The 23,550-nt window shown below is 45.2% G+C and carries 22 protein-coding genes; 16 read left to right on the top strand and 6 right to left on the bottom strand.

Going from position 1 to position 23,550, the window contains the following annotated elements; translation table 11 throughout:
- The first annotated feature begins 97 nt into the window (after positions 1-97).
- Positions 98-2,398 (top strand): 5'-nucleotidase C-terminal domain-containing protein, encoded by a 2,301-nt coding sequence (locus HCJ54_RS00675; RefSeq protein WP_187136257.1) that lies wholly within the window; start codon positions 98-100, stop codon positions 2,396-2,398.
- 157 nt (positions 2,399-2,555) lie between these two features.
- Here HCJ54_RS00675 and rnjA read toward each other — a convergent pair whose 3' ends face one another.
- Positions 2,556-4,223, bottom strand: coding sequence for a ribonuclease J1 (gene rnjA / locus HCJ54_RS00670; protein ID WP_185409589.1), 1,668 nt, complete (start codon positions 4,221-4,223; stop codon positions 2,556-2,558).
- Between the two features lie 6 nt (positions 4,224-4,229).
- Entirely contained in the window at positions 4,230-4,439 is a 210-nt protein-coding gene (locus HCJ54_RS00665; RefSeq protein WP_185409588.1) for a DNA-dependent RNA polymerase subunit epsilon, read from the bottom strand.
- 591 nt (positions 4,440-5,030) lie between these two features.
- Here HCJ54_RS00665 and HCJ54_RS00660 point away from each other — a divergent pair.
- From HCJ54_RS00660 to HCJ54_RS00645, 4 genes are all read left to right on the top strand, one after another.
- Entirely contained in the window at positions 5,031-5,801 is a 771-nt protein-coding gene (locus HCJ54_RS00660; protein ID WP_187136256.1) for a Cof-type HAD-IIB family hydrolase, read from the top strand.
- A 228-nt stretch (positions 5,802-6,029) separates the two neighbouring features.
- Positions 6,030-6,137 carry a putative holin-like toxin gene (locus HCJ54_RS00655; protein WP_187136255.1) on the top strand — a complete coding sequence of 36 codons (108 nt, stop codon included), beginning with the start codon at positions 6,030-6,032 and terminating at the stop codon, positions 6,135-6,137.
- A gap of 301 nt (positions 6,138-6,438) precedes the next feature.
- Positions 6,439-8,337, top strand: a complete 1,899-nt coding sequence (locus HCJ54_RS00650) for an OPT family oligopeptide transporter (RefSeq protein ID WP_187136254.1) — start codon at positions 6,439-6,441, stop codon at positions 8,335-8,337.
- A 15-nt stretch (positions 8,338-8,352) separates the two neighbouring features.
- Positions 8,353-8,697 carry a PqqD family protein gene (locus HCJ54_RS00645; protein ID WP_187136253.1) on the top strand — a complete coding sequence of 115 codons (345 nt, stop codon included), beginning with the start codon at positions 8,353-8,355 and terminating at the stop codon, positions 8,695-8,697.
- Positions 8,698-8,968: 271 nt separating this feature from the next.
- Here the strand turns inward: HCJ54_RS00645 and HCJ54_RS00640 are convergent, their stop codons facing one another.
- From HCJ54_RS00640 to HCJ54_RS00625, 4 genes are read right to left on the bottom strand one after another with little or no spacing between them, the layout of a single operon-like run.
- Positions 8,969-9,739 carry a DUF817 domain-containing protein gene (locus tag HCJ54_RS00640; RefSeq protein WP_187136252.1) on the bottom strand — a complete coding sequence of 257 codons (771 nt, stop codon included), beginning with the start codon at positions 9,737-9,739 and terminating at the stop codon, positions 8,969-8,971.
- A 21-nt stretch (positions 9,740-9,760) separates the two neighbouring features.
- Positions 9,761-10,318 (bottom strand): molybdenum cofactor guanylyltransferase, encoded by a 558-nt coding sequence (locus HCJ54_RS00635; RefSeq protein WP_187136251.1) that lies wholly within the window; start codon positions 10,316-10,318, stop codon positions 9,761-9,763.
- Entirely contained in the window at positions 10,305-10,955 is a 651-nt protein-coding gene (locus HCJ54_RS00630) for an ATP-binding cassette domain-containing protein (RefSeq protein ID WP_036067433.1), read from the bottom strand. The genes HCJ54_RS00635 and HCJ54_RS00630 overlap by 14 nt, the downstream gene beginning before the upstream one ends.
- 3 nt (positions 10,956-10,958) lie before the next feature.
- Positions 10,959-11,630 (bottom strand): molybdate ABC transporter permease subunit, encoded by a 672-nt coding sequence (locus HCJ54_RS00625; RefSeq protein ID WP_036067435.1) that lies wholly within the window; start codon positions 11,628-11,630, stop codon positions 10,959-10,961.
- A gap of 191 nt (positions 11,631-11,821) precedes the next feature.
- Here HCJ54_RS00625 and HCJ54_RS00620 point away from each other — a divergent pair, with 191 nt between their 5' ends.
- The 11 genes from HCJ54_RS00620 to moaC all read left to right on the top strand — a co-directional run bounded on the left by HCJ54_RS00620 (position 11,822) and on the right by moaC (position 23,542).
- Positions 11,822-15,496, top strand: coding sequence for a nitrate reductase subunit alpha (locus HCJ54_RS00620; protein WP_187136534.1), 3,675 nt, complete (start codon positions 11,822-11,824; stop codon positions 15,494-15,496).
- On the top strand, positions 15,486-17,081 hold the full coding sequence (gene narH, locus HCJ54_RS00615; RefSeq protein ID WP_187136250.1) for a nitrate reductase subunit beta: 1,596 nt from the start codon (positions 15,486-15,488) through the stop codon (positions 17,079-17,081). The genes HCJ54_RS00620 and narH overlap by 11 nt, the downstream gene beginning before the upstream one ends.
- Positions 17,074-17,649 carry a nitrate reductase molybdenum cofactor assembly chaperone gene (gene narJ, locus HCJ54_RS00610; RefSeq protein ID WP_342354436.1) on the top strand — a complete coding sequence of 192 codons (576 nt, stop codon included), beginning with the start codon at positions 17,074-17,076 and terminating at the stop codon, positions 17,647-17,649. Before narH ends, narJ begins: the two co-directional genes overlap by 8 nt.
- The gene (gene narI / locus HCJ54_RS00605; protein ID WP_187136249.1) at positions 17,639-18,307 is read left to right on the top strand and encodes a respiratory nitrate reductase subunit gamma; all 669 of its coding nucleotides are present in this window, start codon (positions 17,639-17,641) and stop codon (positions 18,305-18,307) included. Before narJ ends, narI begins: the two co-directional genes overlap by 11 nt.
- Before the next feature lie 294 nt (positions 18,308-18,601).
- Complete coding sequence (locus HCJ54_RS00600) at positions 18,602-19,777, top strand: nitrate/nitrite transporter (protein WP_187136248.1); 1,176 nt, start codon at positions 18,602-18,604, stop codon at positions 19,775-19,777.
- A gap of 87 nt (positions 19,778-19,864) precedes the next feature.
- Positions 19,865-20,623 (top strand): molybdate ABC transporter substrate-binding protein, encoded by a 759-nt coding sequence (gene modA, locus HCJ54_RS00595; RefSeq protein ID WP_187136247.1) that lies wholly within the window; start codon positions 19,865-19,867, stop codon positions 20,621-20,623.
- 88 nt (positions 20,624-20,711) lie between these two features.
- Entirely contained in the window at positions 20,712-21,932 is a 1,221-nt protein-coding gene (locus tag HCJ54_RS00590) for a molybdopterin molybdotransferase MoeA (RefSeq protein ID WP_187136246.1), read from the top strand.
- Positions 21,911-22,396: a molybdopterin-guanine dinucleotide biosynthesis protein B gene (gene mobB, locus HCJ54_RS00585; protein ID WP_187136245.1), complete on the top strand. Its 486-nt coding sequence runs from the start codon at positions 21,911-21,913 to the stop codon at positions 22,394-22,396. The genes HCJ54_RS00590 and mobB overlap by 22 nt, the downstream gene beginning before the upstream one ends.
- A complete protein-coding gene (locus HCJ54_RS00580; protein WP_187136244.1) occupies positions 22,393-22,815 on the top strand; it encodes a molybdenum cofactor biosynthesis protein MoaE in 423 nt (140 codons plus the stop codon). Before mobB ends, HCJ54_RS00580 begins: the two co-directional genes overlap by 4 nt.
- Positions 22,802-23,044, top strand: a complete 243-nt coding sequence (gene moaD, locus HCJ54_RS00575) for a molybdopterin converting factor subunit 1 (protein WP_036067452.1) — start codon at positions 22,802-22,804, stop codon at positions 23,042-23,044. Before HCJ54_RS00580 ends, moaD begins: the two co-directional genes overlap by 14 nt.
- A gap of 18 nt (positions 23,045-23,062) precedes the next feature.
- Positions 23,063-23,542 (top strand): cyclic pyranopterin monophosphate synthase MoaC, encoded by a 480-nt coding sequence (gene moaC / locus HCJ54_RS00570; RefSeq protein ID WP_185409574.1) that lies wholly within the window; start codon positions 23,063-23,065, stop codon positions 23,540-23,542.
- The last annotated feature ends 8 nt before the right edge of the window (positions 23,543-23,550 follow it).

Genomic DNA, 23,550 nt, shown 5'->3' with positions numbered 1-23,550 from the left:
GTAGCTTTTGTTACAATGATGAGGTAAGTATGAAACGCTTACAATCGATGCGAAATATATTTAGCATCATAAAACAAAAAAGGGAGGCTTTAAAAACGTGAATAATTTTTATAAAAAGGGATTAAAATTAGTGTTAGCAACAGGTTTAACGATAGGGATTGGTGTATCAGCGGTTGGAAATAGCGTGGTTGCGGATACGCTGGACCCAAATCTTGTGCCAGTACAAATATTAGGTATAAATGATTTTCATGGAGCGCTAGACACGCCTTCTAGTTCACCGCTTGGTAAAATTGGTGGTGCGGACTACTTGGCGACCAATTTAAACAAGGCGGAGGAAAACTTCCTGACGGCGAATGGTTTAGCAGATAATTCGGCTAGCAATTCTGTACGCGTTCAAGCTGGCGATATGGTTGGTGCAAGTCCTGCTGTTTCAGGGCTACTGCAAGATGAGCCAACAATCAAAGTGCTCAATCGGATGAAATTTGAAATTGGTACGCTTGGAAATCATGAGTTTGATGAGGGCTTAGCAGAATATAAACGAATTTTAGATGGAGGCGATACGACGGGCTTCAATGAAATTACGCAAAATTATGATCATGAAGCGTCGGATATGTCGATTGTTGTCGCGAATGTGGTCAATAAATCGGATGGCGCGATTCCTTATGGTTTCAAGCCATATGAGATTAAAAATATGGGAGGCGTCGACGTTGGTTTTATCGGCGTGGTAACAACGGAAGTTCCATCGCTTGTTTTGGCAAATCATATTCAAGACTTTCATTTTCTAGACGAGGCGGAGACGATTGCGAAATACTCGGCGGAATTGCAGGCGAAAGGCGTTAGCGCGATCGTTGTTTTATCGCATGTTCCGGCTCTGACGCCAGGTAACCCCACGAATGGTGAAGGTAGCGTTTCGGGTGCTGCGGTGGACATGATCAATAAAGTGAACCAAATTGCGCCAAATAACAGTGTGGATCTTGTTTTAGCGGGGCATAATCATCAGTATACGAACGGTAAAGTCGGCAATACGCGGATTGTGCAAAGCTATAATAACGGGAAAGCGTATTCGAATGTGACGGGGGTTTTGAATAAAACAACGAAGGATTTTGAAATGACGCCGAGTGCGGAGATTAAATATAATTTGCAAGATGTTACACCGGATGCGGCAGTGCGTAGCGTTATTGATGAAGCTTATGCGCTTGTTAATCCTGTGATTAGTAAGCCAGTTGGCCAGATGGATAGCGCAGTAGTGACGCGAGATACGAATGCGGACAATGAATCACCGCTCGGTAATTTGATTACAGATGGACAACGCGAAATGGCGAAGCAGGCTGGAATCGCTGTTGATTTTGCAATGACAAATAATGGCGGAATACGGGCGGACTTAATTGGCGTACCATCAGCTGGTTCATTTGCGGTGACATGGGGTGCAGCGCAAGCCGTTCAGCCTTTCGGAAATATTTTGCAAGTGGTGGAACTGAGTGGTGCAGATATCGTAGAAGCACTAAATCAGCAATATGATGAGTCGGAGAAATACTTTTTACAAGTATCAGGTTTAACCTATACGTATACGAAAAATGAGGCTGGCGAGAAACGAGTGGTGGATGTGCGCAAAGAGGATGGCACGAAACTGGATGAATCGGCGACATATCGCGTCGTTATCAACGATTTCTTATTCGGCGGTGGGGATTCCTTCTCTGCATTTACGAAAGGCAAGCAAGTGGATGTCATCGATCCGGATACAGATACATTCATCGATTATATCCAGTCACAAACGAAGCTTGTAACACCAGAGCTCGGTCGCAAAACGTTTAAAACAGAAGCCGCGATTGCGAAAGAAAAAGAAGATGCAGCGATCCAAGCCATTACAGATCATACGGTTTTCCAATCATATAAAGAAAAGGATGCTATCTTCCAAGGAAAAACGATTCCAGGCGCGACGGTTGCTGTGAATTCGCTAGCGGTGAAAGCAAAAGCAGCCCCCGTCGTTGCGGATGCGAACGGTAACTTTGAGATCGATATGCACGCTGAAAACTTAAAAGAAGGCGATACATTTGATGTGACAGTCACAGATCCAGATGGCTATAGCAAAGGCTTTACGGTTGCGGTCATGGCAGCAGATCCGATTGATAACGGCAGTGGTGAAGAGGTTCCGGGCGACGGTAATGGCGGAACGGACGTACCCGATGTGGATAATGGGAGTATCACATCTCCTGATAAGGGAACGGTAAAACCAGGAGAAACGATTTCTTCGGCGGAGCAAACATTGACAGAAGTTGCCCCGGTAAAAACGCATGATGTTTTGCCGCAAACGGGTGATGAGGCGGAGAATCTAGTTGTGCTTGGTGGATTGGTACTGTTAGGTATTGCTGCACATTGTCTAAGACGTAAAACAGCATAAATAGCATATTATTTGGAAGGGCTTATTCAGGAGGGGGAATTAACCTCATGAATAGGCTCTTTTTTCTGTGACGAAGTAGCCATATATCATCGGAACCAACAGTAAAAAAACCAATGAGGAACGAGTTTGGACTCGTCCTTCATTGGTTTTTTTGATGCTACACTTCCATAATGATTGGTAAAATCATCGGACGGCGTTGTGTTTTATCATATAAGAATGGTTGTAGTGTATCTGTGACCTCATTTTTAATTTCTGACCACTGTACGGTTTTACTGTCCATCACTTTGTTTAGGTGACGGCGGAGCAAGCCTTGTGCCTCATTAATTAGGTTTCCAGATTCGCGCATATAGATGAAACCGCGCGAGATAATATCAGGGCCAGCCATTACTTTATTTTTAGCGGCGCTAATGGAAACAACCACGATGACAAGACCTTCTTCGGATAGGACACGGCGATCGCGCAAGACGATATTACCGATGTCACCGATGCCACTACCGTCGATGTAGACACTCGCTGCTTGAATTTTACCAGCAACGTGTGCAGAATCGGCAGTTAAGGCTAAAACATCGCCATTTTCCATGATGAAGCTGTTTTCGTGAGGAACGCCACAATAGTAAGCGGATTGGGCATGCATTTTCTGCATCCGGAACTCGCCATGAATCGGCATGAAATATTTTGGCTTCATAAGACGAAGCATTAGTTTTTGTTCTTGTTGGCCACCATGACCAGATGTGTGAATATTGTTTACTTTACCATGCACAACTTCTGCACCAGCTTGGAAAAGTAGATTGATCGTGCGGTTTACGCTGATCGTATTTCCTGGAATTGGTGAAGAAGAGAAGACAACGGTATCGCCTGGTTGGATCTGGATTTGCCGATGGGTACCGTTAGCGATACGTGAAAGTGCCGCCATTGGTTCGCCTTGACTACCTGTACAAAGAATGGTTACTTCGTTTGCGGCCAGTTTGTTTAGTTGCCCCCATTCGATAAACGTATCTTTGGGTGCTTGGATATAGCCGAGCTCGATACCGATGGCGATGGCAGAATCCATACTACGTCCAAAAACAGCAATTTTCCGACCGGTTTCGACAGCGGATTCGACAACTTGCTGCAAGCGATAAATGTTGGATGCAAATGTAGCGAAGATAATCCGTCCGTCGACATCGCGGAAAATATCTTTAATGCTTTCCCCAACAATGCGTTCACTCATCGTAAAATTTGGCACTTCTGCGTTGGTAGAATCGGATAGTAAGCAAAGAACGCCTTCTTTACCGATCTCTGCCATTTTTGTTAAGTTTGCGGGTTCGCCAACAGGTGTGAAATCAAATTTGAAATCCCCCGTGTGGACGATGTTTCCAGATGGTGTTTTGACAACAATGCCGTACGAATCTGGAATACTATGTGTTGTACCGAAGAACGAAATACTTGTTTTGCGGAATTTGAAAACATCGTCTTCTTCAAACTCATAGATTTTTGTTTGGCGTAGTAGGCCATGTTCTTCTAGTTTATTGCGAATCAGAGCCGCCGCCAATTTTCCAGCGTAAACGGGGATATTCAGTTCGCGGAGCAAATAAGGGACGCCACCGATATGATCTTCGTGACCATGCGTGATGAAAAGCCCTTTAATTTTCTCTTTGTTTTTGACAAGGTAGGTGTAATCAGGAATGACGTAATCAATGCCGAGTAGCTCGTCCTCTGGGAACTTGATACCAGCATCGATGAGGATTATTTCATCTTGAAATTGCACACCGTACGTGTTTTTACCGATTTCGCCTAGACCACCGAGGGCGAAAACAGCTGTTTCATTATTTTTTACAAATTTCATAGCGGATTACTGCCCCCACAGTTGGAAATCTTCATTTTGTTTTTCATATTGTAGGTGTGCATCGCTGAGTTGTTCAACTAGTTCGATATGGAAGGGTTGGTCTTTAAGAATAACGCGTACTTCTGGCACGTCTTTCGCTTCCACATAGATAGATCTGGTTTTTTCTCTGACTGGTGTTTCGGTTTTTGTTTCTTGGTAATAAACTTTAAAAATCATTTTTTTCTCTCCTTTATGTTTCGTTAATATTCTTGTAAAAATAGCATTGCTCCTCATTTGCAATCTATTTACATACGGTTTCATGGATAAAAAGGGATGACCTCGTTAAAAAGGCAAAAAGAAACAATGGTAGCCGCACTAGTCTTCATAAGGCTACGATTTAGAATATGCCATGACATTCTGCGTTTTTTTCGCCTACTCCAATTGAATACCATTATTCTGCGCATTTTAAACAAAATGGACAGTGAATGATTTCAATTCACGGTAGGTTTAACGAGTCACTTCTTTTGTAAAAACAAGATCCGAACTTTTATCCTTGAGTTCTAATATACCATAAAAATCAATAAATGCTACTACAATATCTTAAAATGGGGTGAAAAAGTGATAGAAAGCAGGAAAAGTGTGTTTTAGCGTAGTAGTTGAGGCTTTTATAAGGGTATCGCTTTTTAATAAGAGTGGAATTTATTTTGAAAAGGCTAGTCTTTTTTAGGAGAAAATTCGCCCATTAGCGTGTTTTTTTTGGTATACTGGAGGGGATATTGCTAATGGGTGCACTTTTTCCCGCAAATTTGGTCTGAGGAGATTTTAGCTATGAAGAAAATTGTGTTTTTTGATGTAGATGGTACGCTGGTGAATGACAACAAGGAGATTCCAGCTTCAGCAAGAAAAGCAGTGAAGGATTTGCAAGATAAGGGCGTATACGTTGCAATTGCATCAGGTCGGGCGCCGTTTTTACTAAAGGATATATGTGAAGAGCTAAATATTAATTCATATGTAAGTTTCAACGGGCAGTATGTCGTTTTTGAGGGAGAAATGGTATTCGATAACCCATTACCACAAGCCTCGATGGAGCATTTGATTGAGGTGACAGAGGAGCTTGATCACCCACTTGTGTTCATGAATGAGGAGACGTTGCGCACGAATATTCCGGATCATCATAAGGTGCATGAGGGGATGAATTCACTGAAAGAGGGATATCCTGAGCTTGACGCGGAATTTTATAAAGGGCGGACGTTGTATCAATGTTTGTTGTTCGCGGATGAAAGTCATGACGCTTTTTATAAGAAAAATTTTCCAGAGTATGGCTTCTTACGCTGGCATGATGTGTCGATGGATGTTGCTCCGGCGAATGGTTCAAAAGCCGTTGGGATCCGTGAAATGTTGAAGCGCTTAGATTTCAAAATTGAGGATGCGTATGCATTTGGAGATGGACTGAATGACATCGAAATGCTACAAGAAGTCGGCACGGGAGTCGCGATGGAAAATGGGCGTGACGAAGTGAAAGCTGTGGCAGATTTCGTGACGGATTCCGTGGATAATGACGGGGTTTTGAAAGGATTACAGCGATTAGGATTATTATAAGAGGAGCAGCGAATCTAGATGATAGGTTCGCTGTTTTTGTAGTGCTACATGAGTAAATGGAATCGGCTGGAAACAATGGTTTATCGAATAATCTTTGTTCTAAAAAATAGGGAATATCATGGTATAATAGTCGCGTAGAGTAAGGTATGTAAAGGATGGTGGCTTTCTAATGGAAGGGAGTGATGCTTATGTATGTAAGTTATCAAATCTGGAGAAAGGAAATGCCTGATGTCAGTTGCAGAATCGATTATGATGGCGCTTGGGTTTGGAATGTTTATTCTAACCTTTCTCAAGCTGGTTATCATACTTGTGCAAGCGATGAAACACGACAAATAAAAAACCCATCTACTACACTCTGACCAGAGATTAGGTGGGTTCTATACATCTAACGAAAGTCACCGTCTTTTAAGCGGCTTACGTCATTCTGTATGAGAGGGTCGTGTACCACCACGGCGCTCTTTTTATTTGCCCTAATTATAACATAACTAAGCATCAGTACTCAAGCAATGATTGTATTTTCTTGTTCTTTCTCCTGGATATCCGTTGCGAAAATAGTAATGTAGCGGTAAAATAGAAATTGGATCGTTGCTTTAAAGGAGCAAAGATGACATAAATTATAAAAAGGAGTAGTTACAAAATGAGTGATAAAATGGGTAGCAAGAAGTTTCAGCCTTACATACCTGCTTCCAAATCACTGCCGGAATTGACTGCGACTGCCATTATTCTTGGTATTATTCTTTCAATTTTGTTCGGTGCGGCAAATGCTTACTTGGGGCTCAAAGTAGGTTTGACAGTATCGGCGTCGATTCCAGCGGCAGTTATTTCGATGGGGATTTTGCGAGGTATTTTTAGGCGAGATTCGATTTTAGAAAATAATATTGTACAGACGATGACGACAGCTGGGGAAGCGCTTGGTGCGGGTGCGGTGTTTACAATTCCTGCGCTATTTATGATGGGCGTGGACATCAATCAAATTATGTTGGTATTTATCGTGCTAACAGGGGGATTCCTGGGCGTGTTCATGATGGTGCCGCTTAGAAGAATGCTGATTGTCAATGAACACGAAACGTTGCCATATCCAGAAGGAACGGCCTGTGCGGAAGTTCTGAAAACAGGTGAAAAAGGTGGCGGGGCGCAAGCGAAACTCGTTGTATTTGGTTTCGGGGTAGGTGCCCTTGTGAAGGTTCTTACAGACGGGTTCAAGGTTTTCCGAAGTGACGTGCAGACGGGGATTTATAATTTCCAAAATGCCTTTATCGGAACGCAAATTTATCCTGCATTACTCGGTGTTGGTTTCATTATCGGGCCAAAAATTGCGGGTCAGATGGTTGCCGGTGGTTTGATGGCATCGCTCGTTTTGATTCCAGCCATTGCGTTTTTCGGTGCGGGAAGTTCGGATGTGATTTTCCCAGCGTCAGAAGCGTTGAAAAATCTGGATGCGAGTATGATATGGGATAACTATATTCGCTATATTGGCGCGGGTGCAGTTGCTGCGGGTGGGCTGATTACACTTGCGAAAACGATGCCAGCGATTGTGCAGACGCTTCGTAGTACAATGGTTGGTCTGAGCAAGAATAAAGGTCAAAAAATGCTTGAGATTGAGCGTACGGATAAAGATATTCCGATGAAATGGGTTTTGATTGGAATTACCGTTTTGATTGTTATTATTGCGTTTGATCCATTTACGAATGTGGGTATTATCGGGGCGCTAGCCATCGCGATTTTCGGATTCTTATTCGTTACGGTGGCATCGCGGATTGTTGGGATTGTTGGTAGTTCGTCGTCGCCAGTTTCAGGTATGACGATTGCGACACTTCTGATTGTGGCGATTGCTTATAAATCGTTCGGTTATAGCGGTACGGAAGGTATTGTGCTGACGTTGACGGTTGCGGCAATTGTTTGTACGGCGCTCGCGGTTGCAGGTGATATTTCACAGGATTTGAAAACGGGGTATCTCGTTGGTGGAACGCCTTGGAAACAACAGGTTGCGATGATGATCGGTGTGATCGCCAGTGGTCTTGTGATGGGTTACATTTTGACGTTGCTTGATAACGCGTATGGTATGGGTTCAGAAGCCCTGCCAGCTCCAAAAGCGGCGTTGATGAAAATCCTAGCGGAAGGTATTCTAAATGGGAACTTGCCGTGGACGCTTATCTTTATCGGCGTTTCGATTGCAATTGTGATTGAATTCCTAGGCATGAACTCGCTTGTTTTCGCAGTAGGTCTATACTTGCCGCTAAACATCAGTGCGACGGTTATGTTCGGTGGATTTGTACGATTGATCGTGAACCAAGTGATTAAGCGTAAAAAGGACAAGGAGAAAGAGGTACGAATCGAGCGTGGGACTTTGTTTGCGTCTGGTTTAATTGCTGGGGAATCACTCCTCGGTGTTATTATCGCGTTTGTGATTTCGATTAACCCGAATATTATCCCGACAGAGTACTTGCTTTCGAATCAATGGTTGCCATTCTTGGTATTCTTGATTGTGTGTACATTACTTTACTTCTCGACGGTACCAAAAAAGAAGAAAGCGTAAAATGAGGTGCTGAATATGCGAAAAAAAGAACGCCGAAATATGTTGGAAGAAATTCCGATTTTGAAGGATGATCTTGTTTTGGAAGTGGCGGATCAGGAGAAGTATTTAATCGTGCCGCGTTCGGCTTGGTTGGAGCGCGTGGCGACGAAGCTTTTGAAACAGCCGGCGCAGCGTCGTATTAAGCTTGATGAACATGGTTACTTTATCCTTTCGCAAATGGATGGGGAGACATCGATTCCAGAGATGGAGGAGCGGTTTTCGCGGACGTTTGGGAATGAGGATGGCATGAGTTTGTCGAGGTTGGTCCGATTCTTGCAAATCATGGATTCGTATAGTTGGTTGAAGTGGAAAAGAGGATAAGAAGCGTAGCGGAGATCAGTTTTTGGTCTTCGCTTTTTTGTTTTGTGTATATATTTTAATTGAAGAGGAATGTGGCATATGAAAGTTCTTATTATAGTGTTGTATATCTTATTAGCGCTATTGGTTATCCTATCTTATATTTTGGGGTGGATATCTGAAAGTGTATTTGGCGCGGGCGTAGTTATAACGATTATTTTTGGATTATTCATGAGATTTTACTTAATGAGAGGAAGAAAGAACCGCTGAATCAGTCCCGAATCGGAGGCTCTTTTCACTCTTTGTGTAAATCTTTTTTGAGGAATTTCAGTTCGGCGATAATCATAACACTGATAATTATAAGTAGGTACCAGCTAGTGATTTTGCCGAAGCCCACGAGTTGCCAGGTGACTTCTTGATTGGGGTAATACCACGCGCCAAAGAAGCTGGCGATGTTTTCGGCAACCCAAATGAAGAAGGCGATGAGTAAGAACGACAGGGATAGTGGCATCTGCAATTGTTTGTCGCCGACGGTGAAATAGACGGTAGTGTGCAAAAAGAGGATGAGGACGGCGATGATTAGAATGTAGCGAAAATCCCAGATGTAGTGATGTGTGAAGAAGTTTAGGTAAATCAGGGCGCATAATGTGATAACGTAACTGCTTTTCGGCCAATTTTTGACGGTGAGGTCGAAGCGTTTCCAGGCTTGGCAAATGTAGCTGGCGACACTTGAGTACATGAAGCCGCTGTAAAGTGGGACGCCGAGAATTTTCGCATAGGCGTCTTCTGGATAGGCCCAAGAGCCCATATGGATTTTGTAGATCTCAAGAACGAGGCCGATGATGTGAAAAAGCATGATGACTTTAAGTTCATCCCATGTTTCCAAGCCGAATTTGATGAGTAGTAATTGGGCGACGATACAGATGATGAGTAGCAGATCGTATCTTGGGATAAATGGGATATTGATATATTTAGACAGGGCAAGCGAGATAAAAATGATGGCTGGGAAGATACAGCAGAGTATTTGTTTCCATGTGAATTGCCAAAGCAGGGAAAAAAAGCGCATGTAGGGACCTCCTGAAAATGGTTATTGATAATTTCGGTTTTGGAACAGGTTTTCTTCTGGAAAGACCTGTTTTTTGGCATGGATGGATTGGAGTAGCCCACGAATACGAAGGTTTTCTTTGGTGAGCATGGCTTTTATTTCGGGTTCACAATAAGGGATGCATGCGGTGAGGTAGTGACTGGCTGTATTTGTTGCGGCATAAGCGTTTCTAGCGTTGATAAGTCCGGAAAAGATTTCCGTCGTGATGTTCGGTGTGTCCGTCGGTGAGATGAGATAGTGATCAAATTTGGCAGAGCTCATGACAGTGTAGATACCGCCAAGTGGCCCTTTATCAGTGAATGGCGGTTGGTCAGCTAAAACAGTGACCTGCTCCGTATCGAATAGTCTGTCGATGGCTGGGAATAGCCGTTCGTTTGTGACAATAAAAAGGTGATCGACAAGGGGGGTCATCTTGCTAACCGTTAACTCGACCCATGTTGGTGTGCTTGGTGCTTCTTTGTATAGCGCTTTATCTTCACCGAATCGTCTGGAGTTTCCGCCTGCAAGCACGATACCAGCGATTGTTTTAGTTTTTGACAAGGCGACCATCCTTTATTTTTAAAATTTCTCCGGTTAGGGAGGCAGCTTCTTGGTGATAGTGAGTTACGAAGATGACGGGAATATCGAAGTCACGCGCCATTTGGCCGACGAGCTCGATGCAGATGTTCCGCGTGTCTTCATCAAGACCGTTAAATGGTTCGTCCAAAAGAAGTAGGTTCGGATTGATAATCATTGCTCGTGCCATTGCTACGCGTTGCTTTTCACCGCCAGATAATTTTTGGACGGAGGAAAAAAGGAGATGAGAAATCTGTAAGTAATCGCTTATTTTGCGGACCTGTTGTTCGATTTCAACGCGATTTTTTTTGTTTACGGTTAGGCCGAATGCGATGTTTTGAAAGACGTTCATATTTGGAAAAAGGGCTAGGTTTTGGAACAGGTAGCCGACTTTGCGCGCAGCGGTTGGAACGGTGATGTCGCTATATGTATCGTCCCAGGCTGTGTTGCCGAATTCGATGATGCCTTCGTCGATTTTTTTAAGACCGCTGATACACTGGAAAAGGGTAGATTTTCCAGAACCACTGGCGCCCATGATGGCAGTGATCGGGGAGACGAAATCGTAATTTATATCGAGATCGTGAAATGGCAGTTTCTTTTTGAATTTTAAACGAAGTCCCATGATTTACATTCCTCTCGTTAAGTTAGTTTGGCGGACAGTGAGAATATGGATAACGAGTAGCGCGATGACGCCAATGATGACGTTGATGAGGCCAAGGTAGATGGCTGTGCGCATATCGCCTTGTTGGACCATGAAGTAAATACCTGAGGCAATGGTATTCGTTTTTCCTTCGATGTAGCCGGCGACCATGAGTGTTGCTCCAAATTCCCCCATCGCCCGGCAAAAACTCAGTAAAATCCCTGCTAATATTGGCTGCCAGCAGTTAGGCAAGATGATTTTTAAAAAGATCGTTTTGGCGTTAGCCGACAAGGTTTGGGCAGCCCAGACGAGGTCGTGATCAATCGAAAGGAAGGCGCTTTTTAAACCTTGGTACATAATCGGTAGAATGATGATTGTGGTGGCAATAACGGCGCCGGCGAGTGTGAAAATAAAGCTATAGTTGAACGTATTCCATAAGAAAGCCCCGATGAGATCGTGTTTCCCGAATAGGTTGAGTAGGATAAGACCTACGACGGTTGGTGGTAAAACGAGTGGTAGCAGGATGATGATTTCAACGATTAATTGGAATCTGGATTTGCGGTTCGCGAAATAGTAGCTAAGTGGAAGCATGGTGAGGAATGCGAGGGATGTGGATGCAATCGCGATTAAGAGTGAGTGTAGGACTGGTGTTAGCATATTCATTAAACCTCCAAAGGGTATGTATTCCTTATCTATTATGTTATTCTAACCGCGCATTGTCAAAGAATATTAGCTGTGAAAATATAGGGATTCTCCTGATGCAAAGAAAAGGATAGGCGTTGTATTATCGAATTAGGTAGGAAGTTCCTAGTTTTCTTTGTGAATATAATAACAAATCGAGGTGGTACATAGTGAGGAAAAAAGGTTTGCGGTTCTTTAAACGGACGGAGAAATTTAATGGAAACTGGACGGTGATGGAGGAGAAAAGCCGGGCTTGGGAGAAGATGTATCGGGATCGTTGGAGTCATGATAAAGTGGTTCGCACGACGCATGGTGTCAATTGTACGGGGTCATGTAGTTGGCAGGTTTTCGTGAAGAACGGGATTATTACGTGGGAAAATCAGGCGACGGATTACCCGAGTTGTGGGCCGGATATGCCGGAATTTGAGCCTCGTGGTTGTCCGCGTGGTGCGAGTTTTTCGTGGTATGAGTATAGTCCGCTACGTGTGAAATATCCGTATGTGCGCGGGAAATTATGGCGTTTATGGCAAAATGCGTTGAAGCAGTATGGTGACCCGATTAAGGCTTGGGCGAGTATTGTGGAAGACCCTGAGAAGGCGGAGAGCTATAAAAGTGCGCGTGGGAAGGGTGGACAAATTCGGGTGACGTGGCAGGAAGCGTATTATATGGTCGCGGCGATGCTGATTTATACGATTAAGAAATATGGACCGGATCGCTTGGCTGGGTTTACGCCGATTCCTGCGATGTCAATGATTAGTTATGCGGCTGGGTCGCGGTTTTTGACGCTGCTCGGTGGCGAGATGCTGAGTTTTTATGATTGGTATGCGGATTTACCGCCTGCTTCTCCGCAAATTTGGGGTGAGCAGACAGACGTGCCGGAGTCGAGTGATTGGTACAACGCTGGTTATATTATGATGTGGGGCTCGAATGTGCCGCTGACTCGGACGCCGGATGCGCATTTTATGACGGAGGTTCGTTATAAGGGGACAAAAGTGGTAGCAGTTGCGCCGGATTATGCGGAGAACGTGAAGTTTGCGGATAATTGGTTGGCGCCGAATCCTGGGACGGATGCTGCACTTGCGCAAGCGATGACGCATGTTATTTTGAAGGAATTTTATGTGGAACGCGCGGAATCGCAGTTTATTGATTATGCGAAACAGTTTACGGATTTGCCGTTTTTGCTGTTGCTGGACGCGACGGATAAGGGTTTGACGCCGGGTCGTTTCTTGCGGGAGGATGATTTGTATGCGGGGCTTGAAAGTGGCGCGCACGCGGATTGGAAAACGTGTTTGATTGATGAGACGACGGGCGAGATTGTGGTTCCGAATGGGACGATGGGTCAGCGTTGGGAAGAGGGCGTGAAGTGGAACTTGTCGTTGGAACGCGAGGATGGTTCTGTGATTGCGCCTGCGATGACAGTTGGCTTGGACAGGGTTGATACGGTTGCGTTTCCTTATTTTGATAATACGGGGAATGGGATTTTTGAGCGGGAATTGCCAGTTCGGGAAATTACGCTTGCGGATGGTTCGAAGCGCTTGGTTGCGACGGTTTATGATGTGATGTTGAGCCAGTATGGTGTGGCGCGGCATGACGGTGACCGAATGGCGGCTCGTGGGTTGGATGATGCAAAGAGTTTGTATACGCCGGCTTGGCAGGAACCGATTACGGGTGTGAAGGCGGATATTGTGACGCAGATTGCGCGTGAGTTTGCGCAGAATGCGATTGATACGGGTGGTCGTTCGATGATCATCATGGGTGCGGGAATTAATCACTGGTTTAATAGTGACACGATTTATCGCTCGATTTTGAACTTGGTCATTTTGACGGCATCACAAGGCGTGAACGGCGGAGGCTGGGCGCATTATGTTGGTCAGGAGAAATGTCGTCCGATTGAGGGCTGGCAAACGGTGGCTTTTGCGAAGGATTGGCAGGGCGCGGTGAGACAGCAGAATGCGACGAGTTTCTGGTATTTTGCAACGGATCAGTGGCGTTATGAGGAGATGGACACGGATGCTTTGAAATCTCCACTGGCGCAAAAAACGAGCTATAAACATCCCGCGGATTACAATGTGTTGGCGGCGCGACTAGGTTGGTTGCCTTCGTATCCGCAGTTTAACAAGAATAGTTTGCTGTTTGCGGCGGAAAATAAGGACAAATCGGATGCGGAGATCGTGTCGGGTATTGTCGATGATTTGAAATCGGAGAAATTGCAGTTTGCGGTGGAAGATCCTGATAATCCAGTGAATTTCCCGCGTGGCCTTTTTGTATGGCGCTCGAACCTTGTTTCTTCTAGTGGGAAGGGTCAGGAATACTTTATGAAGCATTTGTTTGGCACGACGAATAATTTGTTGTCGACGCCAAATGATGAATTTAAGCCGGAGGAAATGGTGTGGCGCGATGAGGAGACGGAAGGTAAATTGGACCTGATGGTGACGCTTGATTTCCGGATGACGGCGACGCCCATTTATTCGGATGTGGTGCTTCCTGCTGCGACTTGGTATGAGAAGACGGATATTTCGAGTACGGATATGCATCCTTTTGTGCATCCGTTTAACCCAGCGATTAGCCCGCTTTGGGAGTCGAAATCGGATTGGAATATTTTTAAGGATTTGAGTCAGACGTTTTCTGAGATGTCGAAGGATCATTTACACGAGGTGCAGCGCGATGTGATTATGTTGCCGCTGAATCATGATTCACCAATGGAGATTTCGCAGCCTTATGGTGAGATTAAGGATTGGAAAAAGGGCGAGGTTGAGGCGATTCCAGGTAAGACGATGCCGCATTTCCAATTTGTAGAGCGGGATTATACGCAAATTTACGATAAGTTTATTACGCTTGGTCCGAATGTTGGGACGGGGAAGGTAGGCGCGCATGGGACGCAGTTCTCGGTCGCTAAGGAATATGAGGAAATGAAGGGCATTAACGGGGTTTATGAGGATGACTCGATGAAGAACGGGATGCCGATGATGGAGTCGGAACGCCAAGCTGCGAACGCGATTCTGCATATTTCTAGTGCGACGAACGGGAAGGTGGCGGTCCGGGCTTGGGAAGTGGCGGAGGACGCGACGGGGATGGCGCTTAGTCATTTAGCGAAGCCTCGCGAGGCGGAGCGGATTACGTTCCAAAGCATTACGGCGCAACCGCGTGAAGTGATTCCAACGCCAGTGTTTACAGGTTCGAATACGGACGGTAAGCGTTATTCGCCATTTACGACGAACATTGAGCATTTGGTTCCATTTCGGACGCTGACTGGGCGACAACATTTTTACATTGATCATGAGATGTTTTTGCAGTATGGGGAGTCGTTGCCGATCTATAAGCCGACGTTACCGCCGCAAGTTTTTGCGCCTCGTGATAAGGAGATTGTGGAGACGCCGGATACGATTGTGTTGCGCTATTTGACGCCTCATGGTAAGTGGAATATCCACAGTATGTACCAAGATAATCAGCATATGTTGACGCTTTTCCGTGGTGGTCCGAACGTGTGGATTAACCATGAAGACGCCGAGGCTGGCAAAATTAAAGACAATGACTGGCTCGAAGTCTATAACCGAAATGGTGTTGTAACGGCGCGTGCGGTCGTGAGCCACAGAATGCCAAAAGGAACGATGTACATGTATCATGCGCAAGACCGTCATATCAACGTTCCAGGGACTTCGATTACGGGAACGCGAGGCGGTAGTCACAATGCGCCGACAAAAATCCACGTGAAACCAACGCAAATGGTTGGTGGATATGCACAACTTAGCTACGGTTTTAACTATTATGGACCGATTGGAAATCAGCGGGATCTCTATGTTGCTGTCCGGAAACTGAACGAGGTGAATTGGCTTGAAGATTAAAGCGCAAGTAGGAATGGTAATGAATCTAGACAAATGCATCGGTTGCCATACGTGTAGTGTGACGTGTAAAAATACGTGGACAAACCGCCCTGGTGCTGAGTATATCTGGTTTAATAATGTAGAAACGAAGCCCGGCATTGGTTATCCGAAACAATGGGAAGACCAAGAACGCTATAAAGGCGGCTGGAAACTGAAAAAAGGAAAGTTGGAGTTGGCGGCTGGTTCGAAGTGGAATAAAGTCATGCTTGGAAAAATTTTCTACAATCCAGATATGCCGGAATTAAAGGATTATTATGAACCGTGGACGTACAATTACGATACGCTTTTCACGCCGAAAGAGAAGAAGAATCAACCGGTGGCGCGTCCAAAATCTGTGATTACAGGCAAGGACATGGAAATCGAATGGGGGCCAAACTGGGAGGATGATTTGGCGGGAGCACCAACAACGATGCCGCTTGATCCGAACATGAAAAACATCGAAACGGAGATAAAAACGAATTTTGAGACAGCGTTTATGATGTATTTGCCGCGTTTGTGTGAGCATTGTTTGAATCCTTCTTGTGTGGCGTCGTGTCCGAGTGGTGCGATGTATAAACGCGATGAGGATGGAATTGTACTGGTTGACCAAGAAGCGTGTCGCGGATGGCGTTATTGCATGACTGGTTGCCCGTATAAAAAGGTATATTTCAATTGGAAAACGAATAAGGCGGAGAAATGCACGTTCTGTTTCCCTCGTATCGAAGCTGGTTTGCCAACCGTTTGTTCGGAGACGTGTACAGGTCGAATTCGCTATCTTGGTGTGATGCTATATGACGCGGACGGTGTGAAAGAAGCGGCTTCTGTGGAAGAGGAGAAGGAGCTGTATCAAAAACAACTAGACTTATTCCTTGATCCACATGATCCCGCGGTGATTGAGCAAGCGCGCAAAGATGGTATTAAAGAAGATTGGATTAAAGCCGCGCAGAATTCTCCGGTTTATAAAATGGCGAAGGAATATAAGATTGCGTTCCCACTACATCCAGAATACCGCACAATGCCAATGGTTTGGTACGTGCCACCACTTTCGCCAATCATGAACTATTTTGAAGGGAAAGATTCGATTAATAATCCGGATATGATTTTCCCAGCGATTGAGGAGATGCGGATTCCTGTCGATTATTTGGCGAGTTTGTTGACGGCAGGGAACACCGATGTGATTAAGACGTCGCTACAAAAAATGGCGATGATGCGGATGTATATGCGCGCGGTGAGTTCTGGCAAAGATTTTGATACGGAAAAATTGGCGCGAATCGGCATGACAGAGCAGGAAGTGAAGAAGATGTATCGCCTGCTTGCGATTGCGAAATACGAGGATCGGTTTGTGATTCCGGCGAGTCATAAAGAGGATTACATCGATACGTATAAAGCGCAAGGTTCGTCTGGTTTTTCGGAGGATGTTTGTGGTGGTTGTAGTTTGGCGGATCAGATGAATAAACCGGATGTTACGAATACACCAATGCCGATGGGAAATAGTACGCAGCAGCCTTCGAAATCAACGCAAGATATGTATGAAGAAAGTTTTTATGGGGGGATTTGGCGTGATTAATTATGCCTTACTAGACGAAAAACGTGCTGTTTTTGGTGCTATTTCGGCGGTTCTGTCGTATCCAGAAAAACGCTTTATCAATGATCGTTTTCTGCTTTTAGAGACGTTTCAGAATCCTAAAACGCTGGAATTGATAACGGCGTTTTGGGAGGAAATTTCTGCGCTGACTTTTGGTGAAATTACGGAAACGTATGTGGACACGTTTGATTTTAATAAAAAGACGACGCTTTATATGACGTTTTATAAATTCGAAGATGCGCGGGAACGTGGGCAGATGTTGGCGAAGTTGAAAGTGCTGTATGAGATGTTTGGTTTGTTGCCAGATGACGCGGAGTTGACGGATTATTTACCGCTGATGCTCGAGTTTATTGATGCGGGTGATTGGTATCTGGATGCGCGTTCTGGTGATAGTATGGAGCTTTTGATTGGCGTGATTGAAGATGGTTCGTATCATTTGCTTCAGGCACTTGAAGAGGCAGGGAATCCGTATCGGTTTGTAATTGAAGCAATGCGAAATGAACTGCGCGTTTGCGTGAAACAGGGAGAGGAGAAGCAGCATGTGGAATAATTTTTTATGGGTTGTTTTGCCCTATCTTGTTTTGGCGAGTTTCGTGTTTGGACATATTTTCCGCTATCGGTACGATCATTTTACGGTGACCTCGAAGTCTTCGGAAATGATTGAGAAAAAGCAATTGATGATTGGTAGTATTTTATTTCATATCGGGATTATTTTCGTTGTCGGCGGGCATTTCATCGGCTTGGTGATTCCGAAAAGTTGGACGACATCGATTGGGATTAGTGAGCATACGTACCATTTGGTGGCAGTCGGGATTGGTAGTATTTTCGGGATTATGGCGTTTGTGGGGATGTTTTTATTGACGTTCCGGCGGTTGTCGAATGATCGCGTGCGGATGACGAGTTCGATTATGGACATCATCGTGAATGTGACGTTGTTGTTGACGCTTTTCCTCGGAATGGCCAGTACGTCGTTTGCAAACCCAGCGAATCCTGGATTTGATTACCGAGAATCGATTGCGGTTTGGTTTAGGCAGTTGTTCATTTTTCAGCCAGAGGCGAGTCTGATGGCAAACGTGCCGGTATTCTTCCAGCTGCATATCATTAGTGCGTTTATTATCTTTGCGCTGTTTCCATACACGCGCTTAGTCCATGCGTGGAGCATGCCATTGTCGTATTTGAAGAGAAGCTATATTATTTATCGAAAATGAAAAGCGGAAATGGCCCGTTATGTTGATGAACTTTCAAACCATCGTTTGGTTTGATTTAGTGAATCAATAGGCAGTGGAGCATTGCGAGACTGACAACCTTTTAATTGTTAGGGGGCGCAGATGTCGGAGGAACGAATGTTCACTATGTTCACACTCATGTTGAGGCTCTAACTCAGCAAAATATGCTTCCCAAGAGTCACAACAAATTCCGGGAGGCTGGCCGTTGGAGCTGGATCCAGAGGCGCCAAGCAAGACGCCTTATATGATTTTCTAAACCGAGGGGAGAAAATAAACATGCAACATACATCAAAAAAAGACGCGTATATCGCGCTCACCATTGCCACCGTTGCGATGGCGATTTCATTCATGGTCTGGGCTTCTTTATCGCCAGTTTCTAATCAGATTGCTGCAGAATTTGGGCTATCTGCTTCACAAAAAAGTTTACTTATCGCAACGCCAGTACTTTTGGGATCAATTATGCGGATTCCAATGGGGATTTTAAGCGATCGGTATGGTGGTAAGAAGATATATATTATCACGATGTTATTCACGCTAATTCCGTTGGTGTTGATTCCGTTTGCGAGTACGTATTTATATTTAATGCTTTGCGCATTTTTTATCGGTATGGCGGGGACGACTTTTGCCATCGCAATTTCTTACGTTTCCACCTTTTTCCCAGCTGAAAAACAAGGCTTAATTCTTGGTATTGCTGGAATGGGGAACATTGGGAATGCGCTTTCTGGTCTGATTATTCCACGCATTAACGCGAATTGGGGATTCGACTGGATCTATTATTCCTTAATGATTGCGATTGTGGTGATTGTCGCTATTTTTGCGATTTTTGCGAAAGAAATGACATTGTCGACGGAAAAGAAAACTTTGAAGCAGTCGTTATCGGTTGTGAAGGATAAAAATACTTGGTATCTATCTTTGTTCTATTTCCTGACATTTGGTTCTTTCGTGGCGCTTAGTAACTATTTACCGGCGTTTATGGGTGATCAATTCTCGATTGGGGCAGTGAACGCTGGACTGTTTTCTGCTGGATTTGCAGCGACCGCGACATTCATGCGTCCTGTCGGTGGGATTTTAGCGGATACATTCAATCCGCCGAAACTGTTGACCACTGGTTTTGCGATGATTGCTGTAGCCGCGTTCTTGATTGCTTTTTCACTCACGCAGTACGGCATATTCACAACGCTTATTTTTATCACCGCGCTAATTGTAGGCCTTGGAAACGGGATTATTTTCAAAATGGTGCCGATGGTTTCAAAAGGGAATACGGGTGCTGTGACGGGATTTGTTGGTGCGGCCGGCGGACTTGGTGGATTTTTCCCACCGCTTTTGTTAGGTATTATTAAACAAAATATGGGTTCTTATACGCTCGGATTTATTTTGCTCGGCGTGTTTGCCCTCATTTGTCTTGTGACGGTTTGGATTGTTTATTTACGCAAGCAAGCCGTGACAACCTGATTTGAAATGGAAGGCAGTGGAACTATTTCGCTGTCTTTTTTTGAGGAAATTCCGTACAATAGGGATAGACTGAAGGGGGTATTGTAGATGAAAATATGGATAAAAAGTGGGCTGATTTTTGCTGGAGTACTATTGGTTTTGGCAGGTTGCGGCACGCAAGAACCGCAAACGATACATATTTCTGTGGCGGCGAGTTTGAAAGATGTGATGGATGATGTGAAACCTTTGTATGAGAAGGAGCATGACCATGTGACATTAGAATTCGACTTTGCTGGTTCAGGGCAAATCCGCGAACGTGTGGAAAATGGGGCACCGATTGATGGTGTTTTACTAGCGAGCGTGGCGGATACGGATAAATTGATGGCGAAGAAATGGATTGATGGTAAACAGGAAATTGCTTCGAATACGCTGGTAGCTGTGATGCCGAGTAAGACTGTTCCGAGTGGTGATATCGAGTCAGAATTGGCGAAGGCTCGTGTGATTGCAATTGGCGATCCTGCTTCGGTGCCTGCGGGAAAATACGCGGAGGAGTTTTTGACGAAAGAGAAGTTGATGGCTAGCGTGAAGTCGCGTTTGGTGAAGGCAAGCGATGTGCGTCAAGTGTTGGCGTATGTGGAGTCGGGAAATGCGGATATTGGTTTCGTTTATCAAACGGACGCGATGATTTCAAAAAAAGTGCAGACGGCGTATAAGGTTAGCAATGAGTTGCACAGCCCAATTGGGTATTATGCGGCGACGGTGAAGGATACGGATGCGGTCGATGAGACATCTCAATTCATGGATTACATGAAGGGCACACAAGCGCAGAAAATTTTGAAGAAGTATGGATTTGGCGGAGCGAATTAATATGAAGTGAGCGCTTACACTGTTATTTTCATAGGGTTTGATGTATAGTGGAACTAGCTGAAATTTGCGAAAAAAGGAAGTGTTGGGCATGTTGGATAAACGGGTAGCCATTCGAGTGGAGGAAGCGCAGAAAAGATTGTTGGAGAACGCGGTCATGCTTGGCGCAGAAAAGATTGGGATAGCAGACGCGAACGGCCGAATTTTGGCGCAGAAAGTAGAAGCAACGATGGCGATGCCGTATTTCAGGCGTTCCGGATATGATGGTTTTGCGATTAGGGCTGAGGATGACGCGAATTATCCGCGAACTTTTCAGGTTGTAGCGGATGTGCCATGCGGTTCCGCGTATAATCACGATTTGCAGGAAAACGAGACGGTGCGCATCATGACCGGCGCTAAAGTCCCCGAGAATGCCGGCAAAATTATCATGTTGGAGCAGTCCCGCGAAACAGGAGACGCTACAACAATCACACTCATTAACACGCATAAAAATACCAACATCACAGAGCGCGGCGAAGAATTCGAGGCAGGTGGAACACTACTCCAAGCCCATCATCATTTGAACCCAGGCTCAATTAGCCTACTCGCAGCATTCGGCATCCCGAACGTGACCGTTTTCCGTCGACCGCGCGTCGCGATTTTGTCCACGGGTTCCGAGCTTGTCCAACCTGGTGAGGCCCTCTCAGACGGGAAAATTTTCAACAGTAATCATCTGATGCTGGCGGCGCTTGCGAAAGAGGCAGGCGCGGAAGTCATTGCGGTGGAACAAATTGAGGACGACCTAGCGCTGACCAAAAATCGACTCACCGATCTTGCAAAACAGGCCGATTTAGTCCTGACAACAGGCGGTGTTTCCGTCGGGGACTTCGATTTCATGGCGATTATCGCAAAAGAAGATGCCGAACTGCTCTACAACAAAATCCAAATGCGGCCGGGCAGCGTCACGACGGCGATGCGGTATGAAAATACACTAGTCGCGGCTTTATCGGGCAATCCAGGCGCCTGCTTCACCGCGTTCCACCTGCTCATCGCGCCGGTGCTCGCCAAAATGAGCGGTGACATCGAAACCCAGTTCACTTTTCAACTAGCAAAGATGGGCGCTGATTACTCGAAGAACAACGCTTACGATCGCTTTTTACGCGGTCAATTGCTCTACGAGGCGGGCGAATTAACCGCTGTTCCCGTCGGCAGTGATATGTCGAGCGCGCTAGGAAATTTACACCTAACCGAGTGTCTCATCAAAATACAGAGTGGCAAAACTGGCAAAAATAAAGGGGAGGAGATCGAGATATGGCGCTTATCTTCCAAATAACCGGATTCAAAAAAAGCGGGAAAACAACGATGACAAACTGCTTTGTGCAGCAATTAAAAGCACAAGATTATACGGTGGCAGTTATCAAACATGACGCGCATGCCTTTGCAATCGACCACCCAAACACGGATTCCTACTCGTTTCGTGAGAGCGGTGCGGATATAGTCGCGCTATCTTCCTCCTCCCAGCACGCGATGATGGTGGATCAAGGAATCACGCTAAAAGACATGATTGCGAGTTTGCCGCCAACTGATGTGATTTTAATCGAAGGCTACAAGGAAGCGCCGTTTCCAAAAATTATAATGGTGCGGGACGCAGAGGATATTGCTACGCTAGAAACATTACCAGCCGTATACAAGATGGCGACATTGCGAGATAACCTCCCAGCCAATATTTTGAAAGTGAGTACGCAAGATGCACAAGAGGCATTATGTCAGACGATAATCGAGGAATTTTTACAATGATAGATGTTAGGTTGCAACAGGAGCCGATTGATGTTGGTGCCACATACCAAGAGTTAGTAAATGCTAGATTTGGCGCCGTGAATATGTTTGTCGGGACGATTCGTGAATGGACTGGCGACATCCAGACGCAAACGATTCGTTACACGGCGTATAAAGAAATGGCGATCAAGGAACTGTCCAAACTCGCGCATGAAGTAGAGGCAAAATATGACGCCGATGTGATTGTGATTCACCGGCTAGGTGAGTTAGCGTTGACCGATATCGCCGTATTTATCGGCGTCGCAACGCCTCACCGTGCCGCTTCGTATGAAGGTTCGCGTTTTATTATTGAGGAACTAAAAAAACGGGTGCCGATTTGGAAAGAAGAAGTGGATACGGATCGTGTTCGTTGGGGAGGTGAGCGAGATGACGCCCATTAAACTATTCGCTTTTCTCGTGCAGAAAGCAGGATTTCAAGAAGTGAATCTCGACCTTTCTGATTGCAAGACTGTTGCAGATGTGAGACAGTTAGTAAGTAAGGAAATTCCAGCGATTGAGGCCGACGTGGCGAAATGCATGATTGCGGTCAACATGGAGTTTCAAACAGACGATAGCCTGCTGACAGACGTTTCAGAAATCGCGATAATCCCTCCAGTAAGCGGAGGATGAGATGAAGGAGACGATAAAATGACTGATGAACTATCCCATTTCAATGATGAACAACGCGCCCACATGGTAGATGTAACGAAGAAAAGTGAGACACAAAGACGTGCGATCGCCGAAACAACGCTACATATGGAAGAAGCGACCTTGACGCGTATTAAAGACGGGAGCATCGATAAAGGTGATGTACTAGCCGTTGCGCAAGTTGCGGGAATTATGGCTACCAAAAAAACAAGCGAACTAATCCCAATGTGCCATCCAATCATGACGACGAAAGTCAATATCATGTTCACTGATGATGGCAAAGATCACTTAACGATTGTCGCCGAAGTTGTCACGATTGGAAAAACCGGCGTTGAGATGGAAGCTTTGACCGCCGTAACTGTAACCGCGCTAACCGTTTACGACATGTGCAAAGCGATAGATAAAAAAATCGTCATTGAAAACACCCATCTCGTTGAAAAAACAGGTGGCAAAAGCGGAAAATTCCGTTTCGATAAATAACGAATAGG

The organism is Listeria grandensis (genome assembly GCF_014322885.1).
In the GTDB taxonomy this organism is placed as follows: domain Bacteria; phylum Bacillota; class Bacilli; order Lactobacillales; family Listeriaceae; genus Listeria_A; species Listeria_A grandensis.
Note: the sequence above shows the minus strand (reverse complement) of the source record. Positions and strands in the feature narration are given on the sequence as shown.